The 23,389-nt window shown below is 38.2% G+C and carries 27 protein-coding genes and 1 tRNA gene; 5 read left to right on the top strand and 23 right to left on the bottom strand.

The genetic code is table 11. The features are described 5' to 3' along the window. Positions 1–3 precede the first annotated feature (3 nt). The 11 genes from PERMA_RS07600 to PERMA_RS07555 form a co-directional block, all read right to left on the bottom strand. Entirely contained in the window at positions 4–186 is a 183-nt protein-coding gene (locus PERMA_RS07600) for a hypothetical protein (RefSeq protein ID WP_012675822.1), read from the bottom strand. 11 nt (positions 187–197) lie between these two features. Further along, entirely contained in the window at positions 198–1,043 is an 846-nt protein-coding gene (locus PERMA_RS07595; protein ID WP_012676713.1) for a tRNA (5-methylaminomethyl-2-thiouridine)(34)-methyltransferase MnmD, read from the bottom strand. After that, positions 1,028–1,633, bottom strand: a complete 606-nt coding sequence (locus PERMA_RS07590) for a fumarylacetoacetate hydrolase family protein (RefSeq protein ID WP_012676633.1) — start codon at positions 1,631–1,633, stop codon at positions 1,028–1,030. The genes PERMA_RS07595 and PERMA_RS07590 overlap by 16 nt, the downstream gene beginning before the upstream one ends. A 2-nt stretch (positions 1,634–1,635) precedes the next feature. Further along, positions 1,636–2,409: a menaquinone biosynthetic enzyme MqnA/MqnD family protein gene (locus PERMA_RS07585; RefSeq protein ID WP_012675541.1), complete on the bottom strand. Its 774-nt coding sequence runs from the start codon at positions 2,407–2,409 to the stop codon at positions 1,636–1,638. Between the two features lie 76 nt (positions 2,410–2,485). Further along, on the bottom strand, positions 2,486–4,549 hold the full coding sequence (locus PERMA_RS07580) for a heavy metal translocating P-type ATPase (protein ID WP_012676689.1): 2,064 nt from the start codon (positions 4,547–4,549) through the stop codon (positions 2,486–2,488). 9 nt (positions 4,550–4,558) lie between these two features. Further along, complete coding sequence (locus PERMA_RS10860) at positions 4,559–4,660, bottom strand: cytochrome c-type biogenesis protein CcmH (protein ID WP_148206416.1); 102 nt, start codon at positions 4,658–4,660, stop codon at positions 4,559–4,561. 73 nt (positions 4,661–4,733) lie between these two features. Then, positions 4,734–5,861 (bottom strand): citrate/2-methylcitrate synthase, encoded by a 1,128-nt coding sequence (locus tag PERMA_RS07575; RefSeq protein ID WP_012675715.1) that lies wholly within the window; start codon positions 5,859–5,861, stop codon positions 4,734–4,736. A 66-nt stretch (positions 5,862–5,927) separates the two neighbouring features. Beyond that, the gene (locus tag PERMA_RS07570; RefSeq protein WP_012676806.1) at positions 5,928–6,293 is read right to left on the bottom strand and encodes a hypothetical protein; all 366 of its coding nucleotides are present in this window, start codon (positions 6,291–6,293) and stop codon (positions 5,928–5,930) included. Further along, a complete protein-coding gene (locus tag PERMA_RS07565) occupies positions 6,293–7,570 on the bottom strand; it encodes an MFS transporter (protein WP_012676123.1) in 1,278 nt (425 codons plus the stop codon). Before PERMA_RS07565 ends, PERMA_RS07570 begins: the two co-directional genes overlap by 1 nt. Positions 7,571–7,575: 5 nt before the next feature. Beyond that, positions 7,576–7,770: a hypothetical protein gene (locus PERMA_RS07560; RefSeq protein ID WP_012675218.1), complete on the bottom strand. Its 195-nt coding sequence runs from the start codon at positions 7,768–7,770 to the stop codon at positions 7,576–7,578. Beyond that, positions 7,771–8,052: a hypothetical protein gene (locus PERMA_RS07555; protein WP_012676354.1), complete on the bottom strand. Its 282-nt coding sequence runs from the start codon at positions 8,050–8,052 to the stop codon at positions 7,771–7,773. A 141-nt stretch (positions 8,053–8,193) separates the two neighbouring features. On the opposite strand from PERMA_RS07555, the gene PERMA_RS07550 reads away from it, so the two are divergent. The 3 genes from PERMA_RS07550 to secA all read left to right on the top strand — a co-directional run bounded on the left by PERMA_RS07550 (position 8,194) and on the right by secA (position 12,010). Then, positions 8,194–8,622: a TraR/DksA family transcriptional regulator gene (locus PERMA_RS07550; protein WP_012675467.1), complete on the top strand. Its 429-nt coding sequence runs from the start codon at positions 8,194–8,196 to the stop codon at positions 8,620–8,622. Position 8,623: 1 nt separating this feature from the next. Next, on the top strand, positions 8,624–9,121 hold the full coding sequence (gene lspA, locus PERMA_RS07545) for a signal peptidase II (protein ID WP_012676663.1): 498 nt from the start codon (positions 8,624–8,626) through the stop codon (positions 9,119–9,121). A 75-nt stretch (positions 9,122–9,196) separates the two neighbouring features. Next, positions 9,197–12,010: a preprotein translocase subunit SecA gene (secA, locus tag PERMA_RS07540; protein WP_012675677.1), complete on the top strand. Its 2,814-nt coding sequence runs from the start codon at positions 9,197–9,199 to the stop codon at positions 12,008–12,010. Positions 12,011–12,012: 2 nt separating this feature from the next. Here secA and PERMA_RS07535 read toward each other — a convergent pair whose 3' ends face one another. Further along, positions 12,013–12,198, bottom strand: coding sequence for a hypothetical protein (locus PERMA_RS07535; RefSeq protein WP_012676616.1), 186 nt, complete (start codon positions 12,196–12,198; stop codon positions 12,013–12,015). 79 nt (positions 12,199–12,277) lie between these two features. On the opposite strand from PERMA_RS07535, the gene PERMA_RS07530 reads away from it, so the two are divergent. Together PERMA_RS07530 and PERMA_RS07525 are read left to right on the top strand one after the other, a co-directional pair. Next, positions 12,278–13,171 (top strand): protoglobin domain-containing protein, encoded by an 894-nt coding sequence (locus tag PERMA_RS07530; protein ID WP_012676962.1) that lies wholly within the window; start codon positions 12,278–12,280, stop codon positions 13,169–13,171. Between the two features lie 9 nt (positions 13,172–13,180). Further along, positions 13,181–15,142, top strand: coding sequence for an IGHMBP2 family helicase (locus PERMA_RS07525; protein ID WP_012675833.1), 1,962 nt, complete (start codon positions 13,181–13,183; stop codon positions 15,140–15,142). On the opposite strand, the gene argB is transcribed toward PERMA_RS07525, so the two are convergent. The 11 genes from argB to accC all read right to left on the bottom strand — a co-directional run bounded on the left by argB (position 15,143) and on the right by accC (position 23,372). Then, on the bottom strand, positions 15,143–16,042 hold the full coding sequence (argB, locus tag PERMA_RS07520) for an acetylglutamate kinase (RefSeq protein WP_012676702.1): 900 nt from the start codon (positions 16,040–16,042) through the stop codon (positions 15,143–15,145). It abuts the gene before it with no gap. After that, positions 16,043–16,366 (bottom strand): hypothetical protein, encoded by a 324-nt coding sequence (locus PERMA_RS07515; RefSeq protein WP_012676128.1) that lies wholly within the window; start codon positions 16,364–16,366, stop codon positions 16,043–16,045. Continuing rightward, positions 16,353–16,796, bottom strand: a complete 444-nt coding sequence (locus PERMA_RS07510; protein ID WP_012676964.1) for a hypothetical protein — start codon at positions 16,794–16,796, stop codon at positions 16,353–16,355. Before PERMA_RS07510 ends, PERMA_RS07515 begins: the two co-directional genes overlap by 14 nt. Then, complete coding sequence (ispG, locus tag PERMA_RS07505; RefSeq protein WP_012675905.1) at positions 16,797–17,855, bottom strand: flavodoxin-dependent (E)-4-hydroxy-3-methylbut-2-enyl-diphosphate synthase; 1,059 nt, start codon at positions 17,853–17,855, stop codon at positions 16,797–16,799. Further along, complete coding sequence (locus PERMA_RS10565) at positions 17,856–19,031, bottom strand: lytic transglycosylase domain-containing protein (RefSeq protein ID WP_012676745.1); 1,176 nt, start codon at positions 19,029–19,031, stop codon at positions 17,856–17,858. A 2-nt stretch (positions 19,032–19,033) separates the two neighbouring features. Further along, positions 19,034–19,456 (bottom strand): aspartate 1-decarboxylase, encoded by a 423-nt coding sequence (gene panD, locus PERMA_RS07490; protein ID WP_012676776.1) that lies wholly within the window; start codon positions 19,454–19,456, stop codon positions 19,034–19,036. After that, entirely contained in the window at positions 19,456–20,418 is a 963-nt protein-coding gene (locus PERMA_RS07485) for a polyprenyl synthetase family protein (RefSeq protein WP_012675926.1), read from the bottom strand. Before PERMA_RS07485 ends, panD begins: the two co-directional genes overlap by 1 nt. Before the next feature lie 44 nt (positions 20,419–20,462). Beyond that, positions 20,463–20,536: transfer RNA gene (locus PERMA_RS07480), tRNA-Arg, on the bottom strand. Continuing rightward, entirely contained in the window at positions 20,519–21,376 is an 858-nt protein-coding gene (locus PERMA_RS10660) for a deoxyribonuclease IV (protein ID WP_012675804.1), read from the bottom strand. Before PERMA_RS10660 ends, PERMA_RS07480 begins: the two co-directional genes overlap by 18 nt. Beyond that, positions 21,370–22,008: an MBL fold metallo-hydrolase gene (locus PERMA_RS07465; RefSeq protein WP_012676097.1), complete on the bottom strand. Its 639-nt coding sequence runs from the start codon at positions 22,006–22,008 to the stop codon at positions 21,370–21,372. Before PERMA_RS07465 ends, PERMA_RS10660 begins: the two co-directional genes overlap by 7 nt. After that, positions 22,005–23,372 (bottom strand): acetyl-CoA carboxylase biotin carboxylase subunit, encoded by a 1,368-nt coding sequence (gene accC, locus PERMA_RS07460; protein WP_012675692.1) that lies wholly within the window; start codon positions 23,370–23,372, stop codon positions 22,005–22,007. The genes PERMA_RS07465 and accC overlap by 4 nt, the downstream gene beginning before the upstream one ends. Positions 23,373–23,389: the final 17 nt, after the last annotated feature.

Here is a 23,389-nt window from a genome sequence, read left to right as displayed (position 1 = left end):
TATCTATTCGTCAGACTCCTTCTCAGAATCTTTTTTATCCTTCTCAGTTTTAACAGCTTTTTCTGCCTTCTGTTCTTTCTTAGACTTTTCAACATCAACACTGACAGATATAACAGCTGTTGCCTGTCCTCCAAACGAAAGATTTATTAAACCTGTTAAAAAAATAATAGACAGTACCTTTTTCAAGCTCTCCCTCCCTATTTTTCATTTATGTTATTGGAATTTTTAGAGATTTTCAATTCCCATCTACTTTTTATCTCTTCCTTTTTGAGTGTCAGATCATCATTATCGTAAAAAGGAACAGCATACGGGGAGCTTTCCAGTCTTTTTTTCTCCTTTTCCGTCAAAGGTGGTATATCACCTGATACTGTTGCAACTGTGGAGTAGCTCTTCCTTCCAACAGGTTCAACAAGACCTATCCTGAAACCTGCCTCTATAAGACCTTTTCTGACAGCAAGTGAGGCACTGTATGTAGCAAGAATTCCATCATCCTTCATCAGCCTTTTAACTATCCTGAATATATTAACAGTCCACATCTCAGTATTTACTTTAGGAGAAAATGGATCATAGAACACAGCATCAAACTTTATACCTTCTTCTGACAGCTTCTTAAGTATCTGTCTTCCTTCTCCAAATATAACCTTAAGATCCAGATATTCCTTTTTAACAGAGTATATATCACCTTCAATATTCCCAGAAAGGATAATCTCATAAGCATCCTTCAGGCTGTCAGGTATATTAAGCTGTCTTATCTTTTCAAAAACATCTTTATCTTTCTCAACGGAAGTTATATGTATAGAAACATCTTTTGATAGATCCCTTACATGTTTTATAGCTGTAGCAACGTTGTAACCAAGACCAAAACCTACATCAAGTATATAGATTTCTTTATTTTTTAAAGCTTTTTCCAGTATTTTTGTAGGTTTTATGAATTTGTGTAGACTTTCCGTGTATGCTCCCGCTTTTGTGCTGTGGTAAGCCTCGTTGTACTCCTCGTTAATAAATGTTTCTGTTCCATCAGCTGTAACTATTCTGCTGTCCATCTTCCCTCAGTTAAAAGTTTATCACCTGAAAATATCTTCCCTATAAATATATCCCCTTTTTCAAACTCTCCTACACCTTCAGGTGTTCCACACATCAGTATGTCGTAATCATTGATACTGAAATACCTCTTTATCTCATTAACTATCTGGTCTACACTGTAAATCATCTGTGAGACAGATCCGCTCTGACGGAGTTTTCCGTTTATCCAGAGCTCCATTCTTATATAATCTATACTATCAACCCTCACAAAATCTGAGAAAACAGCAGAGTTGTCAAAAGCTTTAGACTTTTCCCAGGGAAGACCTTTCTCCTTCAGTCTTTTCTGGACATCAATAAGTGTCAGATCTATACCTAATCCTACACCTGCTATCTGTCCATCCTTGAATATAAAAGATATCTCCCCTTCATACCTGCATCTTTCATCCGGTTTCAGCAAAATATCAGATATACTGCTGTTTGGTTTGATAAAAAGAACTATCTCTTCAGGATTTTTATTACCAAGCTCTCTTATATGATCTGTGTAGTTCCTTCCTACACATATTATCTTTGATGGGAAAACCTCTTTACTGTCAAACACAACTCTTTTCATACCTACACCTCAGCAAACTGAAAAACAGGTCTCTCAATTATAAGTCCAATATCAAGAAGATAGTCCGAAAAAAGCTCAAGACTTTTTAGATGTTCAGATGACAAACAGTAATCTAAATTCTTAAGATATTCAACAGCTTTATCATCCTCTTTAACATACCTTTCAGGATCTTCAAAAAATCTGTTTTTTGATTCCTTAAGCACTCTGTAAAGTTCTTTTACCTTATCTTTATTTTTCTTGTAGTAATCCTTTCTAACACACCATAGAGCAAAAACGAACGGAAGTTTTGTTTTTTTATACCATATACTTGAAAGATCGTAACTGTAGCGTTTTGAGTGAGCATACTTTATAGCATTATCACCTATAAGAAGAACAGACTCTTTTCCCTGAATATCCCCATCCTCAAGATCAAAGTATGTAACACTTTTTTTCAGAAACACCTCAAATATTATTTTTGTAAGATATCTTGATGTTTTTGATGCCTTTGTAAGGTGTATGTTTTTAATCTCTTCTATAGGTACATCTGAAAGGATTATCACAGATTTTACTCTGTTTAGAGCACTTATGGAAAGATCCGGAATTATAAGATAATCCCTGAAGTTTTCAATATAATGGGCTGAAGAGATAAAACCTACATCAATACCGCCTTCTGACAGTAATCTGTTTATATGTGAAGGAACTCCTTTAATAAGCTGATATGGAAAGTCCAGTTTCAGACCTGTTTTTTCAAAATTAAAAGGGAGCGTATTAAGATACTCAATCCAGCCTATTCTCAAACTTCCATATTCTCCTTAAAAGTCGTTATTAATATTATAACTTAGAGATAAACTTCAATCTTTCAGTAGTAAATTATCAAACCTTTGAAAGCTTTAATGTCTGGCTGTTCAGTGATACGATCACTGTACTTATTGACATTAAGATAGCACCTACCGCTGGCTGTATAACAATACCGTAGTTATAAAGAACACCTGCTGCAAGTGGAATGGCAACAATGTTATATCCTGCAGCCCACCACAGATTCTGAACCATTTTTGAGAATGTCATCCTTGATATCTTTATGACCTTAGGAACATCCGCAGGATTACTTTTTACAAGAATAACATCTGCACTTTCTATCGCAACATCTGTCCCTGCTCCTATCGCTATACCAACATCAGCTGTAACAAGAGCTGGAGCATCATTTATCCCATCTCCTACCATTCCAACCTTGTAACCCTGATTTTTTAAAAGCTCAACCTTCTGGGCTTTCTCATGTGGTAAAACCTGGGCAAAATAATCATCTATACCAAGCTCCTGAGATACTGATCTTGCAACCTCTTCAGCATCTCCAGTAAGCATAAAAACCTTGACTCCCATCTCTTTAAGCTGTTTTACAGCCTCATAGCTCTCAGGTTTTATCCTGTCAGAGAGAGCAAAAGCCCCTGACAACTGTCCATCAATCACAACAAAAACCACAGTCTTACCTTCCTCCTGAAGTCTCTTTATTCTTTCGTCCTCAATCTCTATCCCAAACTCCTTCAGAAGATTTGGACTGCCAACATAAACCTGTTTACCGTCAACAACACCGAAAGCCCCTTTTCCAGGTATAGTTTTATAATCCTTAACATCTAAAGGCTTTATCCCTTTTTCCTTCGCATAGTTTGTTATAGCTTTTGCTATGATATGTTCTGAGTTTCTCTCTATGGACATTGATAGCTGTAACAGCTCATCTTCATCTATGAAAGATACTATATCCGTTACACCAAACTTACCTTCCGTTAATGTTCCCGTCTTATCAAATATCACAGCATTTAGATCCTTTGCCTGTTCAAAAGCTCTCCTGTCTCTTATAAGTATCCCGTTTTTAGCTGTCATGGATGTTGATATTGCCACAACAAGAGGGACTGCAAGACCAAGTGCGTGGGGACATGCTATAACAAGAACTGTAACAGCTCTTTCAAGTGCAAAATCTGGTGTCTCTATAAAAAACCAGACGGTGTATGTTATTATCCCAACAGCCATTGCGATATAGAAAAGTGCTGCCGCTGTTTTATTCGCAAGATCCTGGGTTCTTGATTTGCTTTCCTGAGCCTGTTTAACAAGTTTTATAACCTGTGAAAGGTATGTCTCCTCTCCCGTTTTTTCTATCTTAACCCTTAAGACCCCTTCCTGATTTATTGATCCACCAATAACCTTACTTCCCCTTTTCTTCAAAACAGGTTTTGACTCACCTGTCAAGAGAGCCTCATTCACGTAGCTTTCACCTTCAATAACTATCCCGTCAGACGGTATTTTTTCCCCTGGCTTTACAAGGACAACATCACCTTTTTTAAGATCAGAGACCTTTACATCAACTATCTCTTCACCTTTAATAAGGTGTGCTGTAGTTGGCATTATCTTTACAAGCTCCTCAAGAGCCCTTGATGCTCCAAGAACGCTTTTAGCCTCTATATAATGACCAAGCAGCATCACATCTATTAAAGTTGCAAGCTCCCAGAAAAACTCCTTTCCAAATCCTACAAAGACTGTGAAAGCTGAGTAGAAAAATGCAACAGATATGGCTGTCCCGATAAGTGTCATCATACCGGGCTGTCTGTTTTTTATCTCTGATATAAGCCCTTTTAAGAACGGATATCCACCGTAAAAGTAGATAACAGAAGATAGCAAAAGAAGAACCCATTTTTGAAATGGGATAGTTATACTGAAACCAAACCATCTCTGGATCATCTCAGAAAGAAGCAGGACAGGAACAGTAAGTATTACAGAGACGATAAATCTCTTCTTAAACTCCTCTATATGAGCTGCGTGATCATGACCTTTGTGATCCTCAGACGGTTTATGGTGGTGTTCTTCAGGCTTATGTGGATGTTCGTGGTGTTTCTCATGTTTATGAACATGGCCGGTATGTTTGTGGTGATCCTCATGTTTTTCATGCATTTTCAACTCCTATTTAAAAAGATACTTAATGAAGGCAAGGAATCCTGCTCCTAAAAAGAGAACTCCAAGAATCCACAGGATCCACATACCTCCATGACCCATTCCTTCCATAACAGACCTCTTTTTACTATATTTTGTAGTATTAAATTACAGTCTTTTATTCTTATGTCAAGACTAACACTTTCTATCTCTTTTCTAAAGGAAGGTATCTTATGTTATGCCCCCCATCGTAGATCTGAGTAGGCCTGAAAAGTTTGTTTTCCCTGATATACTCCTTACAGTGAGCTATCCATCCTGATATTCTCGCCATGGCGAAAACAGGTGTATAAAACTCAACAGGAATTCCAAGGAGACTGTAGAGTATTCCTGAGTAAAAATCTATATTGGGATATATCTTTTTACCTTTCAGTCTGTCCAGAACTATCTTCTCAAGCTCTGTTGCTATTCTGACAAGCTCATTATTTCCCTTTAAGCTTAATATCTGATCAAGCATCTCTTTTATTATCTTTGCCCTTGGATCGTATGTCTTGTAAACTCTGTGACCAAAACCCATTATTCTCTCTTTTCTGCTCAGCTTTTGATCAACATAACCTTCTATATCATTAATATGCTTCAGCTCGTTAAGCATGTAGTAGACCCTTTCGTTTGCCCCTCCGTGAAGTCTTCCGGAGAGTGAGCCAACAGCTGAGGAGACAGCAGAGTAAAAATCTGCAAGTGTTGATACAACAACTATAGCTGTAAATGTGGAAGCGTTTATAGTATGCTCGGCGTGTAAAATCAGACATCTGTCAAATATCCTTCCTTCCAATTTATCAGGTTTTCTTCCAGATATCATATAAAGAAAGTTCTCTCCATAATCAAGGGAAGGATCAGGCATAACTATCTCTTTTCCTTCCTTTATTCTTTTCCATGTGGCTAGAATAGTTGGAACTTTGCCTAACAGATTTACAAGTGCTGAGTAATGGTGTTTTTCATCAAGGACCTCTTTGTTTTCATCAAAAGCCGAAAGAACAGGAATAATTGACTGCAGAACTTTCATAGGATGTGTTTCTGGAGGTATATCTTTTAAAAACTGGATTATTGATCTGTCTAGAAATAGATTGTCCTTTACATCGGAGACAAACTTTTCATACTCCTCTTTTGAAGGGAGCTTTCCAAAAACGAGCAGATATGATGTTTCTAAAAAGTTTGAGTTTTTTGCAAGCTCTTCAATGGGAATTCCCCGATACTCTAATACACCCTTTTCTCCATCAATATAGCTTATAGATGATTTAACTACAGGAATACCTGCAAGACCGGCATATACTTCCATACTTACCTTCCCTTTGAAATTATTTTCTGAGATTTAATCTAATAATGGGTTAGAGTTTAATCAAGGTTATTTTTTCTCAGATCTGTCCTTTCTCATAAAGAACATCTCACCAATGGAGCCTAATATAACATAAAGCCAGATTATACTTCCCATATAAAGCCTGTCCTGAAATGTGAGGATGATAAGGAGTATAAGAAGGAAAAATGAGTATATTAAAAAGGGCAACGCTTCTGATGGCTTGTCAAATAAGGTCTCATAGCTGTAACTCCCCTTTTTCATCTGATAAAGAATATAAGCTGTAGCTAACACACCTAAGACAAGTGATGCAAAGAATATTCTGTCATTCTGGTACTCTGTGTAAACGCTCATAAAAAGAACAACCCATAATGGTATATCCTGAACAAGCTCTGCTATAAATACCCTTGTGTTCATTACTGAAGCGGCTCTTTGGCTGTTTCTTTTAGTGTGATCCCAACAACAAACGCAAGGAACGCTGCTGCTATAAGATAAAATGCAGGGGAGTTTATATCCCCTGTAGTTTTAATAAGATATGTTGATATTAAAGGAGCTGTTCCCCCGAATATGGCAAAAGGAAGGTTGTATCCGAGAGAGTAGCCTGTATTTCTTATCTTAGTTGGGAATATCTCAACGAGTGTTGTTGGGAGTATAGCCATAAATCCTGCTGTTATAAGGGAAAATATAATCTGTGAAATGAGAGCAGAATAAAAATCCCCTTTTGAAAGAAGAGCAAAAAGAGGATAGGAAAGTAAAACTGTCATACCTGTTGAGAACAGAATAAGAGGCTTTCTGCCTATCCTGTCTGATATTACCCCAAAAAGAGGTATAAGGATAGCTAGGATGATCATACTTATCGTATTTATAGTTAAAGCTGTAGCTTTTGGAAATTTAACAAAAACAGACAGATGGTTTGCTATATAAACAAATATTGTGTAGAAACCTACAGCCTGAAAAGTGCTGAGAGAGAATGTTTTGAAAAATTTTAACTTTGCCTCTTTAAAAAGATCTCTGACAGGGTGTTTATCAACAGCTTTTTTCTCCTCAAGCTCTCTGAATTTGGGAGTTTCCTCAATATTCCTTCTTACGTAATATCCTATAAAACCAAGTAATATCCCTGTGAAAAATAGAATTCTCCAGCCCCAGCCGTAAAGATCGTCCTCCGACAGAATCTTCGTTATCACAGCCCCTGAGGCAGACCCAAGCAGGATTCCAACAACAGCTCCGAGTATAGCAACACTTCCAAAAAATCCCCTTTTATTCTTAGGTGCATGCTCAACAACAAATGATACTGATGTTGTATACTCACCACCAACAGAAAGACCCTGCATGATCTTCAAGATAACAAGTAATGTAGGAGCTAAAATTCCTATCTGTGCATAGGTTGGAAGCAGTCCTATGGCTGTCGTTGATCCAGCCATAAGGAGAATTGATATCATAAGGGACCTTTTTCTGCCAAATCTGTCGCCAACATATCCAAAAAGAAGTGCTCCTACAGGTCTTGCAAAGAATCCAACAGCAAATACGGCAAACGATTTCAAAAGCTCAACAGTCGGATCACCTGAAGGGAAGAAAAGTTTTCCAAGAATGGCAGCTAAGAATCCGTAGACAACGAAATCATACCACTCAAGAACATTACCTACCATTCCGGCAAATAATGTTTTTCTGAAATGGTTGTCTTTAAGAACTTCCATTCCTCTCAGGCATCCTCTTTAAAGTCTTCAGGTGAGAGAAGTAGATTCTCAAGAATAAGGTCTGGAACAAGTTCATCATCATCAAAATTTTGTAAAACCTCTAAGTATATCTCAGCAACAACCCTGTTAGGATAATCTTTGAGATACTCTTTAAGCTGATAGACCTTTACAGTTTTGTTATTTTTGCTCAGCTGAGACATTTAGATCTTACCCTTTAGATGTTTTATCATCTTCTCACTTGCAAGTTTGTATCTTATATCCCTTTTTGCGAGTTTTTCCATCTCAGACCTTATATACTTTTCCGCCTCATCTGTTGCCATCTTGTAGCCGAGAACATAGGCGGTTACTGCAAGAATAGCAAATCCTGTAAACTCAACGATCTTTCCAAGTATCTGGTTAGGTATGAAAAGCCCACCAACAGCAAGTATTATCCCTATAGCGAGTAAAAACTTCCAGTATTTAATTATATTCTGTGCTAACATATCAACCCCTTAAAAGTTGTTTACTGAAATTAATATATTAACATTTTTAAAAATAAATGAAAAATATTGACCAAACATCTTGACAAATATAAAAAAAAATTATATTTAGTATGCTCATTTATTTTTCGGGAGGATTTTATCATGGATTTACAAAAGATCAGGGAAGAGCTTTTACAGAAAAGATCAGAAATTATTGAGTCTCTGTCCAACAACAACAGTGAAGACCTTAACGAGAAAACAGGTGTTGATGATGCTGCTGACATTGTTGCTTCTGAACTGAGCAGGGAGACTCTTTACAAACTCTCACAGGCAGAAAGGGAAACACTCTTTTTAATAGATATCGCTCTTAAAAAGATAGAAAACGGTACATACGGCGTTTGTGAAGAGTGCGGAGCTCCAATCGGTGAGAAGAGACTTCAGGCTATTCCCTGGGTGAGACTGTGTATTGAGTGCAGTCAGAATGAAGAGACAATAAAATCCTTCTCAAGTAGAAATGAAGATATCAGCTATTACCATATAATTCCTGACACATTCCAGGAAGAAGAAGAAAACAAGAATATACCTGAATAATATGGAAAGATACTACAAGTTTCTTGCCACGGTTTTTTTTATAATAGCTGCTGATCTGATTACAAAGTATATTGCCGTTAAGTATCTGTTTCACGGCAGTATCACAGTTATTCCAGGTTTTTTTGATCTTACACTGGTGTGGAACAGGGGAGCAGCTTTTGGGATTCTTGCAGAAGCTCCTGAAGCTGTCAGAATCCTGATTCTTATTATTGCCTCCACAGTAGCAGCTATCTTAACTATGATTTACGCCTATATAAAAAGATCACAGCTTTCAAACTGGGAGTTTTACTCCCTTTCTCTTATAGCAGGAGGGGCTATCGGAAATCTTTACGACAGGATATTTATCGGATCTGTAAGGGATTTCATAGATATTTACATAAAAGATTACCACTGGCCTGCGTTCAATATAGCTGACGCATCAATATCTTTAGGTATAGCAGGGTTTATCTTTTATGAGATATTTCTAAAAAACAGGAAAAAGGAAGTCCAGATAGATTAAATATAAAAAAATCATATCTTATTAATAATGTTATAATTTCATCTATATTTTAAATTCTGGAGGTAGAAATACCAGATGATAGGCTTCTTTGTCAAAAAGATATTCGGTACAAAAAATGAAAGGGAGATAAAAAAATTAAAACCTTTTGTTGATAAGATAAATCAGCTTGAAAAAGAGTTTGACAGTCTTTCAAACAAGGAGATAAGGGAAAAAAGCTTACAGCTAATCAAGCAAGTAAGATCTGATGAGAAGTTAAGGGATGCTATAACACAGGGAGAGATGGTTGATATTCTCCCTGAAGCATTTGCCCTTGTTAAGGAAGCTGCAAAGAGAACACTTGGACTTAGACCTTTTGATGTTCAGCTTATAGGTGCTATGGCTCTGCATAAGGGAACTGTTGCTGAGATGAAAACAGGTGAAGGTAAAACGCTCGTTGCCTCCATATCAATATATCTGAACGCCCTTACAGGAAAAGGTGTACATCTTGTTACTGTTAACGATTACCTTGCAAAAAGGGATGCCGTATGGATGGGATCTATATACAAGTTCTTAGGTCTTGATGTTGGTGTTATTAACACAAACCACCAGTCATTTATCGTTAAATGGGTTGATGAGGATAAGTTCAACGAGGCTATTGAAAAAGATATGAGAGTATGGCCCAAAGGTTATGAAGGAGAGCTTCTTCCTTCAGAGCTGTTCAATATAGAGGCGAGAAAGAACTTCTTTACTGAGGCTGTTGAGGCTGAGAGAAGACAGGCATATGAGGCCGATATAACTTACGGAACGAACAATGAGTTTGGATTTGATTATCTGAGAGATAATATGGTCTTTTCTAAGGATCAGATCGTTCAGGTAAAAGGTCATCATTACGCTATAGTTGACGAGGTTGACTCAATACTGATAGATGAGGCAAGAACACCCCTTATAATCTCAGGTCCATCAGGTGAGGATGTGAGTATATACTACTCGGCTGATGCTTTTGTTAAAACACTTGTAAAGGATGAGGACTTCCAGATAGATGAGAAGAACAAAACAGCAGTTCTGACAGAAAAAGGTGTTGAGAAAGCGGAAAAGTACTTTAATCTTGAAAACCTTTACGATCCAAGAAATATAGATATACTCCACGCCATAACACAGTCTCTCAGGGCAAACACCCTGTTCCACAGGGATGTTGATTATGTGGTTAAAGATGGAGAGGTGATAATTGTTGATGAGTTTACAGGAAGACTTATGCCGGGAAGAAGATGGTCTGACGGGTTACACCAGGCTATAGAGGCTAAGGAAGGTGTTAAAATAGAGGCTGAGAACCAGACGTTAGCATCAATAACATTCCAGAACTACTTCAGAATGTACGACAAGCTTGCAGGTATGACAGGTACAGCTGAGACAGAGGCTGAGGAGTTTAAGGAGATTTACGGTCTTGATGTTCTGGTTATACCTACAAACAAACCTGTTATAAGAAAGGACTATCCTGATCTTGTTTACAAAACAAAAAGGGAGAAGTATGAGGCTGCAATAAAAGAGATTGAGGAACTACACAATCAGGGAAGACCTATACTTGTTGGTACTGCATCAATTGAGACATCAGAGCATCTCTCAGCACTTTTAAAGAAAAAGGGTATAAAACACCATGTATTAAACGCAAAACATCACGAAAAAGAGGCTGAGATAATAGCACAGGCAGGTAGAATAGGAGCTGTAACCATAGCTACAAATATGGCAGGAAGGGGAACGGATATACTACTTGGTGGAAACCCTGAATTTCTAGCAAAGGAGATACTGAAAAAGAAAGGTCTTACACCTGAAAAGGCAACAGAGGAGCAGTACAAGGAAGCTTTAAAGGAAGCTCAGAAGATAACAGCGGAAGAGAAGAAAAAGGTTATAGAGCTTGGTGGACTTGCTGTTATAGGAACTGAAAGACATGAAAGTAGAAGGATAGATAACCAGCTCAGAGGTAGAGCTGGAAGACAGGGGGATCCTGGAAGCTCAAGATTTTACCTATCACTTGAGGATGATCTTTTAAGACTATTTGGTGGAGATAAACTCAAAGCATTGATGGACAGACTTAAGATACCTGATGGAGAGCCTATTGAAAGTACGATGGTATCAAAGGCTATAGAAAATGCACAGAAAAGGGTAGAAGGTCAGAACTTCCAGATAAGAAAGAGACTTCTTGAGTTTGATGATGTTATGAACAAGCAGAGACAGGTTATATACTCTCTGAGAAGGGATATACTTGAAGGTGCTAACCTTCAGGAAGAGCTTAAACAGTGGCTTTACGATGTGTCTCTGTTCTATATAGACAAGTACGCACCTGCTGAGGAGTATCAAGAAAAATGGGAGTTAAAAGAGCTTGAAAAATCATTTAAAGAGTGGCTTGGTGTTGATGTAAAGATACCTGAGGATAGAGAGTGGGACAGAAAAGAGCTTGAGGATCATATATTTGAGCAGTTAGAACAGTTTTACAAAAACAAGGAAGAGCAGGCAGGCTCTCAAGTTATGAGAGAGTTTGAGAGATACATAACACTCCAGGTTCTTGATTCTTTATGGAAGGAACACCTCCATATGCTTGACAGACTGAGAGAGTCAGTTTATCTGAGAGGTTACGCACAGAGAGATCCTCTCGTTGAGTACAAGAAGGAAGCTTTCAATCTTTTTGAGGATATGCTTTTCAGAACAAAACAGAACACACTTGAGTATCTGTTCAAAGTCCAGATAGCTTCTGAAGAGGAGATACAGGAAGAACAGAGAAGAAAAGAGGAAGAGACAGAAAGACTGCTTAAAGAGGCAACAGCAACAACTGACGAACAGGAAGCCAGGAAAAAGAAGAAAAAGAAAAAGGTCATTAAATACAAAAACAGAATGGAAAGAAGAAAGAGAAAAAAATAAGATCACTCATAGGGGATTTCTTCATCAAATCCCCATTCTTCTATTTCTTCTGTTTTTATCCTCTCCTGCCAGCATTTCTCACAGAAGTATAGTCCTTCAATATTTGGATCTTCATACAGGATAGCAACAACTCCACACTTGAAACACTCTTCCTTTTTCTCTGTCTTTTTCAGATCTTCTAAATTCATTGTCTCCTCATCCTTTTTGTTATAAATTAATCTCTGTTTAAACAGAAATAAATGATAAAAAACATCAAAGAGGGGTTAGATGGAAAGATTTGAACAGATACTTAAAGATTTTGATTTTACTGAAAGGGATATAAAGAATATAAACTACCTTAAACCTGTTATGGAAAAGTATAAAGAGGAGTTCATAGAGAGGTTCTACCAGTTCATATTCAGATTTCCTGAGACAAAAAACTTTCTGAAAGATGATGCTACCGTAAAGAGACATCAGGACAAACTTAGAGAGTGGTATGATGATCTCCTTTCAGGTAAGTACGATTACGCATACTTTCTGAGACTTTACAGGATTGGAGAAAAACATGTTGATATAGGTCTTCCAACACATTATGTTAACGCAAGCTTTAACTTTATAAGGAGATTTTTTATTGAGAAGATAAATAAGGAGTTCGGTCTTTCAGAAGAGAGAAACCAGCTTGTTGTGTCCATAGGAAAGCTTCTTGATATAAATCTTGATATTCTCACAGCTGCGTACAGAGAAGAGGAGCTTAGCAGATACCAGGTGATGACAAAACTTGAGAAAACGCTCTTTGTTATATCAAAAAAGTTCTCAGATATGCTTGATTTTACACTTGTAGGTGCACTTATACTTGTCTCATTCTTTGTCCTCGGTTTGTTCATCTACGATATTTACCAGCTTGTTATGGGGATCGTTCCTATAGAAAAAGGGATACTTATGACACTTGGTACACTTCTGATCCTCTGGGCTGTAAGTGAGCTTATGCAGGAAGAGATAAAACATCTGAAAGGTGGCGGTTTTGCTATAGGAGCTTTTATAGGTGTAGCCCTCGCCGCTGTTATAAGGAAGATACTTATTGTATCCCTTTCCGCTGAGAAAGCACTTGAACTTTTAAGTTATGGAGCTATAGTGTTGTCCCTTGGAGTCGTTTACTGGCTTCTTGCAAAGAAAAACAGATAAGGAGAAAGTTTGAGGTTAAGATTTAAGGATAAACAGGAATACGTAACATACTGGGAAAACCTTGTAGAGCTTGAAAGAGAAGCTGAGAAGGATTTTCATCTTAACGAGATATTATCCCTTTCAGGTAAGGAGAGACAGAAAAAGGGAAGGGCTATCTTAGGTCTTCAGGGAAGGTATATAGGGGAGATCATAGGAGATTTTCAGGTTTACAGATTCTTCAAAGAAGATATGCCTGACCACCAGATAAATGTAGGTGATGTTGTTCTTGTCAGCAGAAAGCATCCTCTTAGGGATGGTATTGAAGGAACAGTCTTTGAAAAGGGAAAACATTTTATAACAGTTGTGTTTTCACAGATCCTCCCTTCCGGAAAAAAATGGAGAATAGATCTTTTTGTTAATGATATAACATTCAAGAGAATGTCAGGAACACTACATATGTTTGAGAAAGGCTACTCATTTTTCCCTGAGGACACAGTCTTAGGAGATAACGGATATACAGTCTGCGAAGAGGAGATACAGTTCTTCAACGAGAGCCTCAATCAGTTTCAGAGGGAAGCTGTAAAAAAAGCTGTATGCAGTGATAAGCTTTTCATGATACACGGACCTCCCGGAACTGGTAAGACAACAACACTCTTAGAGGTTATAATCCAGCATGTAAGCAAGGGGGACAGGGTTTTAGCCACAGCAGACAGTAATACAGCTGTTGATAACATTGTTGAAGGCCTTGTTGAGAGAGGTGTTAATGTTGTAAGGATAGGTCATCCTGCAAGGCTCAAGAAGGAGCTACTTGATGTTTCACTTGATGCTGTTGCTGAAAGCCATCCAGATTATAACGAGGTGAGGAGTATAGAAAAGAAGATAAAAAAATTAAAATCTCTTCAGGAGAGCTATAAAAAACCTACAGCCCAGAGAAGAAGGGGACTCTCTTACAGTGATATTTTAAAGTACGCAAAATCTGGAAAAAAGGTAAGGGGACACAGGATAGAGACACTAAAAAGTATGGCTGAGTGGATAAGACTCCAGAAGGAGATAAAGAAGCTCTCAGATAGAAAAAGAAAGATAGAGGACAGGATCATAAACGATATACTAAACAGTGCAGAGGTTATATGTGCGACAAACTCAACAGCTGGAAGTGAGTTTTTATCAGATTACGTTTTTGATGTTGTCTTTATTGATGAGGCATCACAGTCAACAGAACCTTCATGTCTTATCCCAGTTATAAAAGGACTTAAGGTTGTTATGGCTGGAGATCACAAACAGCTTCCACCTACAGTTCTAAATCCTGATGCTAAGGATCTTTCATTTACGATGTTTGAAAGATTTATGAAGATATACCCGGAAAACACATATATGCTCAAGATACAGTACAGGATGAATGATATTATAAAGCAGTTTCCATCTGAGGAGTTTTACGACGGTCAGCTTATATCAGACGAGAGCGTAAAGGACAGGAAGCTTTCGGATATTACAGGAAAGGAAGGTGATGCCCCAATAACAGATGATACCCCTGTTGTTTTTATTGATACAGAAGGTAAGTTTTTAGAGAAGCAGAAGAAGGGAAGCAGATCAAAGTACAACCCTGAAGAGGCAAAAGCTGTTAAATCTATAGTGGAAAAACTGAAGGAGATAGGCGTACTTACTGAAGATATAGGTGTTATAACACCTTACAAGGATCATGAGGATTATCTCAAAAAGATAATCCCTGATGTTGAGGTGAAAACTGTTGACGGTTTTCAGGGAAGGGAAAAAGAGGTTATCGTTATATCCCTTGTAAGATCAAACCCGGAAGAAGAGATAGGATTTCTTGATGATCTTAGAAGGCTAAATGTTGCTCTGACGAGGGCTAAAAGAAAGGTTATCATTATAGGGGACAGCAAGACACTCAGCTCTAATGAGACATACAGAAAACTTATAAAGTTTATAAAAGAAAAAGGAACATTCGTTACAGTTGAGGAGATCTCACTTACCTGATCAGGAAACTATCTCAGTTCCTATCCCCTCTGACGTAAATATCTCAAGTAAAACACAGTGAGGGATTCTACCATCAAGTATATGGGCTTTCTTTACGCCCTGCGATAATGCCTGAATACATGCCTTTACCTTAGGTATCATCCCTCCTTTTATAACACCTTCCTCTATCATCCTGTTTATCCTTTCAACGTTTATGGATGATACTGTATTCCCCTGTTCATCTTTCAGACCTTCAATATCTGTCAAAAATATAACCTTTTCAGCTTTCAATGCCCCTGCAACAGCTGAGGCTACAAAATCGGCGTTAATGTTGTAAGCGTTTCCCTCCGTATCAAAACCTACAGGTGCTATAACAGGTATGTAGTTGTCCTCTTCAAGATGTTTCAAGATCTGAGTGTCTATATACTCAACCTCACCTACATGTCCAAGATCAAGAAGTTCTGTAGGCCTGAAATCTCCCATCTGTCTGAAGTACTCCTGAGCATCCAGCTTTTTAGCTCTTATAAGACCTCCATCCTTTCCTGTAAGACCTACAGCCCTTATATGACCTCCTGCGTATCTGTTTATAAGCATAACAATACTCTTGTTAACGAGTCCTCCAAGAACCATCTCAACAACTTCCATAGTTTCCCTGTCTGTAACCCTGAGTCCACCTACAAACTTACTCTCAAGTCCCATTCTCTTCAGCATCTGTCCAATCTGTGGTCCACCACCGTGAACTATAACAGGGTTTATACCGATATACTTGAGCATGAGTATGTCCTGTGCAAAGGCAACCTTTAGATCAGCCTTTGCCATAGCATTTCCGCCGTATTTTATAACGAATGTTTTACCTCTGAACTTTGTGATAAAAGGTAGAGCTTCCATAAGGATCTCAGCTTTCTCAACTAACCTTTCCATCTATCCCTGATCCTCCATAAACTCTTTTAAAAAATTTATAACTCTGTTGTCAGCTGGAAGATCAACCCAGTACTGACCGTCCTCATGTTCTATATGTAAATATTTAGATCCTTTATTTTCCCTAATCTCAATAACTGTCAGTCCTTTTGAGAAGTACCACTCAACAGCTCCGGTTACAGATCTCATAAAAAGAGTAAATCCACCTTTTCTCTTCTCAATCTTTTCAAGAACGACAGGCGATCTGTTTAAAACATCCTCATCAATCCATTCGTGGGAGAAAACATCAACAGCAACGCCTTTAAGTTTTATCTCAAGGGTTTCCATCTATCTCCTCCAGCCATCTCAGAACGGAGCTTTCTCCATTTTTTATACTCTTAAGCCTGAAGGATTTTAATTTTAACATTTTTTTAACTATCTTCCTCTTCCTTTCAGGTTCGTACTTTTTTGTGAATCTGTCTGAGTAAAGCTCAAACACCAGATCAGCCTCTTCCTTTTTTATTATTAGAAAGCTGTATATATTTTTTAGTAGGTTGTAAGCCTTCCTGTGGGATAGGACTATCTCCCATCTGCTTCCTTTTTTTATTATTGATCCTCCAAATATCTCTTTTATGCTTTTGAGATTTTCACTGCCGTATGATCTTATTGTGATTACAGGATAGACAGAGTTTTTTGTTCTTTTGTCCTTCCTGAATGTGATACTTCCTGAAGATTCTACCATTCCTGCGATGTATGGAAGTAGACTTTCCTTTTCCATTTATATCTCTAAGTTATCTATCTCTTTTAAAAGCTGATCTATCATCTGATCTTCAGAAACCCTTTTTACAGGCTCACCTTTTTTGAACAGGATCGCAGATTTATTTCCACAGGCAAGACCTATATCAGCCTCTCTCGCCTCTCCTATAGCGTTAACAACACAGCCCATAATGGCAACCTTTATAGGAATGTTTTTACCGTCAAGCTTTTCCTCAACCTTTCTAACAACCTCAGGAAGGTTAACCTCAATTCTTCCACATGTTGGACAGGATACTATCTCTATTCCTCTTCTTCTCAGTCCAAGTGACTGTAATATCTGGTAGGCGACCTTTACCTCCTCCTCAGGATCGGCTGTCAATGATACCCTTACCGTATCGCCTATCCCCATATAAAGAAGAATCCCAAGACCCACAGCAGATTTAACAGATCCTCTCCCTGCAGGTCCAGCTTCTGTTATTCCTATATGAAGGGGTATATCAGTTTTTTCTGCAAAGATCTTATTCGCCTCAATATTCTGGAGAACATCAGAGCCTTTTATGGAAACCTTAAATTTTGTAAATCCCACTTTCTCAAAGAATTCAGACCAGTTCAGAGCACTCTCTGCAAGTGCCTCACCTGAAGGAAACCCGTACTTCTCAAGTATACCCATCTCAAGTGATCCTGAGTTTACGCCTAATCTGACTGTTATATTCTTTTTCTTACATTCCTGAAGTATCTCCCTTATCTTTCCTTCATCGTTTATGTTTCCTGGGTTCAGTCTTATACCGTGTATCCCGCTTTCCAGTGCTGTGAATGCTATTCTTGGTGAGAAATGTATATCAGCTATAACAGGTATAGGTGATCTTTTGACTATTTCCTTTAGGGCTTCAGCATCTTTTTCAGTTGGGACAGCAACCCTTATGATCTCACAGCCTGCATCTGCGAGCCTTTTTATCTGTGAGAGGGTCTCCTCAATATTATGTGTTTTTGTGTCTGTCATTGACTGGACTACAACGGGATTATCCCCACCAATCTTTACACCACCAACATCTATCTCTCTTGTTTTCCTTCTCTTAATCATCTACCTTAATGTCACCTCTTTAACAGGTATTCTTAAGACCTGACCTGCTTTTATCTTACCGTCCTTTATTTTATTCGCTTTTATAATTTCTTCAACCGGAACATCATATTTTTTTGATATTCTGTAAAGAGTTTCACCTTTTTTTACCATATGTATGATATACCTTTTTTTGTAAGAGACCTTCTTGACCTCAGGTTTTTTCTTTAAGGCAACAGCCTTTTTCACAGGTATATTTATGCTGTAGCCTTTGTATGCAACACCTTTTACAAGATGTGCGTTGTATCTCTTTAGAAGGTAGTAATCTATACCGTATATCCTGCTGAACTTTTTAAGGCTGAATGTTGTTTTCGCCTTTTTTGTTTTTACTATGTACTCCTCTCTTTTCCTGATTTTTATACCGAACTTCTCAGGTTTCTTTGCTATCAGAACAGCGGCAAAGAATTTTGGGACATAATCCCTTGTCTGGTCAGGAAGTTTATGTTTTATATCCCAGAAATCCTTTGAGTTCCAGCTTAAACTCCTCTGGATACATCCCTCTCCACAGTTATAGGCAGCAAGGGCAAGATCCCATCTGCCAAAGTAGTTGTAAAGATACTTAAGATATTTTGCCGCCGCTATAGTTGATTTGTAAGGATCTCTTCTCTCATCTATCTTTCTGTTTATCTTAAGGCCGAACCTTTTTCCTGTTATTCTCATAAACTGCCAGATACCGGCAGCTCCTGATCTTGATGTTGCGTAAGGATCAAAACCGCTCTCTATTATAGGAAGGTAAGCAAGCTCCTCAGGAAGACCGTATTCTTTAAATATCTTTTTTATCATAGGAAGATAATAAGAAGCTCTGTTTAAGGCTTCCTGTGTGAACTTTCTGTTCTTTTTTCCGTAGTAGTAAAGGAACTTTCTTATCTCCTTTCTGTCAGGTATCTTTATACCTGTCTTCAGAGACTCTTCGTAAAGTATAGCCTCGTCCTCTTTGTCTAACTGTGGAAAGTCCTTCTCATTTATATGAACGGAAGATACAGGTATGATCTTTTTCTTTTTTCCCTGTTTTAAGATGATTACAGGTTTACCATTTTTTTTTAAAAGGTATGCTTCAGGCTCTACCTTTTTTGATGAGCAAGATATGAGCAAGGCTGGGATTATAAAAAAAATTGAGTACACCCAGCCTTTCTTTTCCATGATTAATCCCTTACAAGATTTTTATTTCTCTCTGCTATCTCCTTAACTTCTTCGGAAAATACAGTTGTAACTTTATGTTCTTTTATGTTGTTCTCCTCGTCCATATAAACAAGGTTAACCTTAAAGTTTTTCAGCTCTTCCTCGTCAAGGTCTGCCCAGGAAACTATTATGATTATATCTCCCGCGTGACCTAATCTTGCAGCTGCACCGTTTAATATACACTCTCCACCGTATCTCTGTCCCGGTATAACATATGTTGAGAATCTGTGTCCGTTGTTAACATTGTAAATCTCTATCTTCTCAAAAGGGACGAGGTTTGCAGCTTCCATAATAGCCTCATCCAGTGTGAGACTGCCCTCATAATGAAGGTCAGCACCAGTTATTGTTATTCTGTGTATCTTTGATTTAAGTATCGTTCTTCTCATCAAAATTCCCTCTCAACTATGTATTTTGCAAGCTCTTCCAACTCTTTAAGATATTCACTATCGGGGAAGTTTTCAAGTTCCCTTACAGCTGTATCAACATATTCCCTTGCTTTTTCTATAGTTTTATCAAACCCTCCTTTTTCTTTTACCATATTTTTTACCCTTTCAATATGTTTTTTATCAGGGTTAAGGTCTCTTATCACACCTTTTACAAACTCTTTTTCATCTTCAGAGAGCTTATCAAGAACGGAAAGAAGAGGATATGTTATCTTTCCTTCCCTCAGATCGTTACAGACAGGCTTACCAAGTTTTTTCTCATCTGCTATATAATCAAGAAGATCATCTATAAGCTGGAAGGCTATACCTATGCTAAGTCCGTAGTTATATGCACTTTTCTTCTGTTTGTCTGATCCTCCACCGAGTGCGGTTCCTACATAACAACAGCTTCCGAATAGAACTGCAGTTTTACCTTCAAGTATCCTGAAGTAATCCTCTTCCCTCATATCTATGTCACCTATCTTCTTAAGCTCAAGTAGCTGACCCTCTGACATCTTCTTAACAGCATCAGAAACATTTCTTATCATATCTATATCACCGTAAACAGAGAAAAGGTAAAGGGCGTTTGCATACATATAATCCCCTGTCAGAACTGTTGTGTCATTACCGAAAACCCTGTTTGCTGCAGCTTTCCCTCTTCTCGTTTCTGCTCCATCAACAACATCATCATGGAGAAGTGAAGCTGTGTGAAGATACTCCATAGCAACAGCTATAGGATAATCTCTTTCCTCATTCTCTCCCTTTAAAAGCTTTGAAAATGTCAGAACAAGAACAGGTCTTAATCTCTTCCCACCGCTGTCAAGTATGTAATTCCCTATTTTAAGTATGAACTCAACTTCGCTGTCCATGTATTTAGACAGCCTTTCCTCAATCTCTTTTAATACCTCTCTGCTCAAAATCTTCATCTTTCCACCTGTAATTTTTATTCCAATATTATTTTATCTCAATATGCGCCCGGCAGGATTTGAACCTGCGACCCCCGACCCCGGAAATCGGTGCTCTTTCCTACTGAGCTACGGGCGCAGTTCTTATTAACCTTCTTAATCTCTCCATATTCTTTATATCCCAGTCAGCTGTTTTTGGTGTCTCAAGTATAAAAGGCAGTCTTCTAAAATATTCATCATTCAGGAAAAATTCAAACCCTTTATACCCTATAGATCCTTCTCCTATATGTTCATGTCTGTCTCTCTTTGAGTTAAAAGGTGTTTTAGAGTCGTTACAGTGTATAACCTTTACATTTTCAAGACCTATCTTTTTTGAGAGCTCAGATCTGTAACTGTAAAAACCCTCTTCATCGTTTATCTTATACCCTGCAGAGTATATGTGGCATGTATCAACGCATACTCCTGTATTTTCTTTTTTAAAAGGCTCCATCAGCTGTGCAAGCTCATCTGTTGTCTTTCCTATCTCACCTTTCTGTCCTGCGAGTGTCTCATAAAGGAAGAATGTATGTTTAAGTTTAACTTTGGAGAATATCTCCTTTACGCTGTCTATTATATTTTTTACAGCTTCTGACTCTTTTAGACCTTTTGATTTACCTGCATGTATAACGTAGTAATCTATCTTGAGCTCTTCACACAGCTTCAGCTCTCTGATAACACCGTTTATAGATTTTTTTCTCAATACAGGATCTGAGGAAGCGAGATTAAACAGGTATGATGAGTGGGCGATAACAGGGCTTATTCCTGTTTCCCTTCTTTTTTGGATAAACAGCTCTTTCTCTTCATCGGATCTTTCCTTCCAGTGCCAGGATCTTGGAGAACTAAGAAAAAACTGGATAGTATCTGCCCCTATCTCCCTGCCCCTGTCAAAAACAAGATCAAGTGATTTTGAAGAGGAAACATGGGCACCGATCTTTACCATAGATCTATATTAAACCTCCCTGTGATATAAGGGTTTGATCTTTTCTCTTCTCCGACTGTTGTTTCTGGACCATGCCCGCATATTATTACTGTATTATCAGGAAGAGAGATTATCTTCTGTAGGGATCTCATAAGTGTCTGTGGATCACCTCCAGGAAGATCTGTTCTCCCTACAGATCCTTTAAATATAGTATCACCTGCAACGAGGTATCCTTCTTCCCTGTTGTAGAAACATACTCCACCTGGCGTATGTCCCGGTGTCTCAATAACCTCCAGACTGCTCTCCCCAAAATTTATAATATCACCTTCTCTAAGATCAAAATCAGGTTCCGGGCATGGGTAAGCACCTATCATCTGGGAAAATCCCGGAAATATATCATTTGAGATAAGAAAGCTGTCCTTTCTGTTCATATAAAAAGGGGCATTCAGTTTCTCCTTTAAAAAGCCAACCTGACCTACATGATCAAGATGTCCGTGTGTCGCGAGAATGGCAACAGTCTCATATGGTTTTAGCTCTTTCAGTATCCTTTCACCTTCAGCACCAGGATCAATAACTACAGCTTTTTTACCGGATCTGTCAATTAGTATAACGGTATTTTCCTCTAATGGGCCTACTGTAAGAACCTTTATCATTCTGTTATTCCCAGATATTTCCTGTCAACAAGCTGTGTTGTATACCTTCCTGACAGAAACTCAGGATCACCAAGTATCTTGAGATGGAAATCTTTTGTTGTTTTAACACCTTCAACTATAAGCTCGTTTAATGCTCTTTTTGCCCTTATCACAGCCTCTTCTCTGTCCTTACCGTAAACTATTATCTTTGCTATAAGCGAATCGTAGTACGGAGGGATTGTGTAGCCCTGGTATATGTGTGTATCAACCCTTACACCAAAACCACCAGGCAGATAAAGCCTCTCTATCTTTCCAGGATTTGGTGTAAAAGTATCCGGATCTTCTGCGTTAATTCTGAACTCTATGGCATGCCCTTTCTGTTTTACATCTTCCTGTTTCAGGGTAAGTTCCTGACCATCAGCTATCCTTATCTGCCAGCTTACTATATCAATTCCTGTGACCATCTCTGTAACAGGATGCTCCACCTGTATCCTACCGTTCATCTCAATAAAGTAAAAGTTCATATCCTCATCAACTATAAACTCAACAGTCCCTGCACCTGTAAAACCAACATGTTTCGCAAATCTAACAGCGGCCTCACCCATCTCTTTTCTGACTTTATCATTTATGAAAGGAGACGGAGATTCCTCAATAAGCTTCTGGTGTCTCCTCTGGATTGAACACTCCCTGTCACCGAGATAAATAACATTTCCATACTCATCTGCAAGTATCTGTATCTCTATATGTTTTGGATTTTTAATAAACTTCTCTATATAAACCCTTGGATCACCAAAGTTAGCCTCAGCTTCCCTCTGGGCAACAGGAAGAAGCCTTGTGAGCTCCTGTTCGTTATGGACAACCCTCATTCCACGGCCGCCACCACCTGCTGCAGCCTTTATAAGAACAGGATAACCTATATCTGATGCTATCTCTAAAGCATCCTTCAGATTTTCAACAGGAGGGCTTCCAGGAATTATCGGAACTCCAGCCTCTTCAGCTGCCTTTCTTGCTGCAGCTTTATCCCCTGTAAGCCTTATAGTCTCAGACTTTGGACCTATAAACTTTATATTACTTTTCTCACATATAGATGCAAAATGTGGATTTTCTGCAAGAAATCCGTATCCTGGATAAACAGCATCAGCGTAGGAAACCTCTATAGCAGAGAGTATTGAAGGTATATTCAGATAACTCTGATTCGCAGGGGACTTACCAACACATATCGAGATATCTGCAAGATCCTTGTGAAGTGAGTTTATATCCGCTTCTGAATAGATTGCTATTGATTCGCCACCTAACTCTCTAATAGCCCTAATCGCTCTTATTGCGATCTCTCCTCTATTTGCTATAAGTATCCTTTTTATATTTTTTATACCGTTTTCAGTCAAATTTTTCTCCTTTTTCC

It is taken from the genome of Persephonella marina EX-H1, from assembly GCF_000021565.1.
Taxonomy (GTDB): Bacteria; Aquificota; Aquificia; order Aquificales; family Hydrogenothermaceae; genus Persephonella; species Persephonella marina.
Note: the sequence above shows the minus strand (reverse complement) of the source record. Positions and strands in the feature narration are given on the sequence as shown.

Coding starts and splice junctions, on each gene's coding strand:
- ispG (WP_012675905.1), bottom strand. CDS start 17,855: ATGATTAAGAGAAGGAAAACAAGAGAGATAGATGTTGGTGGTGTAAAG.
- PERMA_RS07535 (WP_012676616.1), bottom strand. CDS start 12,198: ATGAATTTAGAAGATCTGAAAAAGACAGAGAAAAAGGAAGAGTGTTTC.
- PERMA_RS10860 (WP_148206416.1), bottom strand. CDS start 4,660: ATGGAAGGAATGGGTCATGGAGGTATGTGGATCCTGTGGATTCTTGGA.
- lspA (WP_012676663.1), top strand. CDS start 8,624: ATGGAAAGATACTACAAGTTTCTTGCCACGGTTTTTTTTATAATAGCT.
- PERMA_RS07485 (WP_012675926.1), bottom strand. CDS start 20,418: ATGAAGATTTTGAGCAGAGAGGTATTAAAAGAGATTGAGGAAAGGCTG.
- argB (WP_012676702.1), bottom strand. CDS start 16,042: ATGGAAAGGTTAGTTGAGAAAGCTGAGATCCTTATGGAAGCTCTACCT.
- PERMA_RS07580 (WP_012676689.1), bottom strand. CDS start 4,549: ATGCATGAAAAACATGAGGATCACCACAAACATACCGGCCATGTTCAT.
- PERMA_RS07590 (WP_012676633.1), bottom strand. CDS start 1,633: ATGAAAAGAGTTGTGTTTGACAGTAAAGAGGTTTTCCCATCAAAGATA.
- PERMA_RS07560 (WP_012675218.1), bottom strand. CDS start 7,770: ATGTCTCAGCTGAGCAAAAATAACAAAACTGTAAAGGTCTATCAGCTT.
- PERMA_RS07465 (WP_012676097.1), bottom strand. CDS start 22,008: ATGATAAAGGTTCTTACAGTAGGCCCATTAGAGGAAAATACCGTTATA.
- panD (WP_012676776.1), bottom strand. CDS start 19,456: ATGAGAAGAACGATACTTAAATCAAAGATACACAGAATAACAATAACT.
- secA (WP_012675677.1), top strand. CDS start 9,197: ATGATAGGCTTCTTTGTCAAAAAGATATTCGGTACAAAAAATGAAAGG.
- PERMA_RS07575 (WP_012675715.1), bottom strand. CDS start 5,861: ATGGAAGTATATGCCGGTCTTGCAGGTATTCCTGTAGTTAAATCATCT.
- PERMA_RS07570 (WP_012676806.1), bottom strand. CDS start 6,293: ATGAACACAAGGGTATTTATAGCAGAGCTTGTTCAGGATATACCATTA.
- PERMA_RS07595 (WP_012676713.1), bottom strand. CDS start 1,043: ATGGACAGCAGAATAGTTACAGCTGATGGAACAGAAACATTTATTAAC.
- PERMA_RS07530 (WP_012676962.1), top strand. CDS start 12,278: ATGGAAAGATTTGAACAGATACTTAAAGATTTTGATTTTACTGAAAGG.
- PERMA_RS07550 (WP_012675467.1), top strand. CDS start 8,194: ATGGATTTACAAAAGATCAGGGAAGAGCTTTTACAGAAAAGATCAGAA.
- PERMA_RS07510 (WP_012676964.1), bottom strand. CDS start 16,796: ATGGAAAAGGAAAGTCTACTTCCATACATCGCAGGAATGGTAGAATCT.
- PERMA_RS07565 (WP_012676123.1), bottom strand. CDS start 7,570: ATGGAAGTTCTTAAAGACAACCATTTCAGAAAAACATTATTTGCCGGA.
- PERMA_RS10565 (WP_012676745.1), bottom strand. CDS start 19,031: ATGGAAAAGAAAGGCTGGGTGTACTCAATTTTTTTTATAATCCCAGCC.
- PERMA_RS10660 (WP_012675804.1), bottom strand. CDS start 21,376: ATGGTAAAGATCGGTGCCCATGTTTCCTCTTCAAAATCACTTGATCTT.
- PERMA_RS07515 (WP_012676128.1), bottom strand. CDS start 16,366: ATGGAAACCCTTGAGATAAAACTTAAAGGCGTTGCTGTTGATGTTTTC.
- PERMA_RS07555 (WP_012676354.1), bottom strand. CDS start 8,052: ATGTTAGCACAGAATATAATTAAATACTGGAAGTTTTTACTCGCTATA.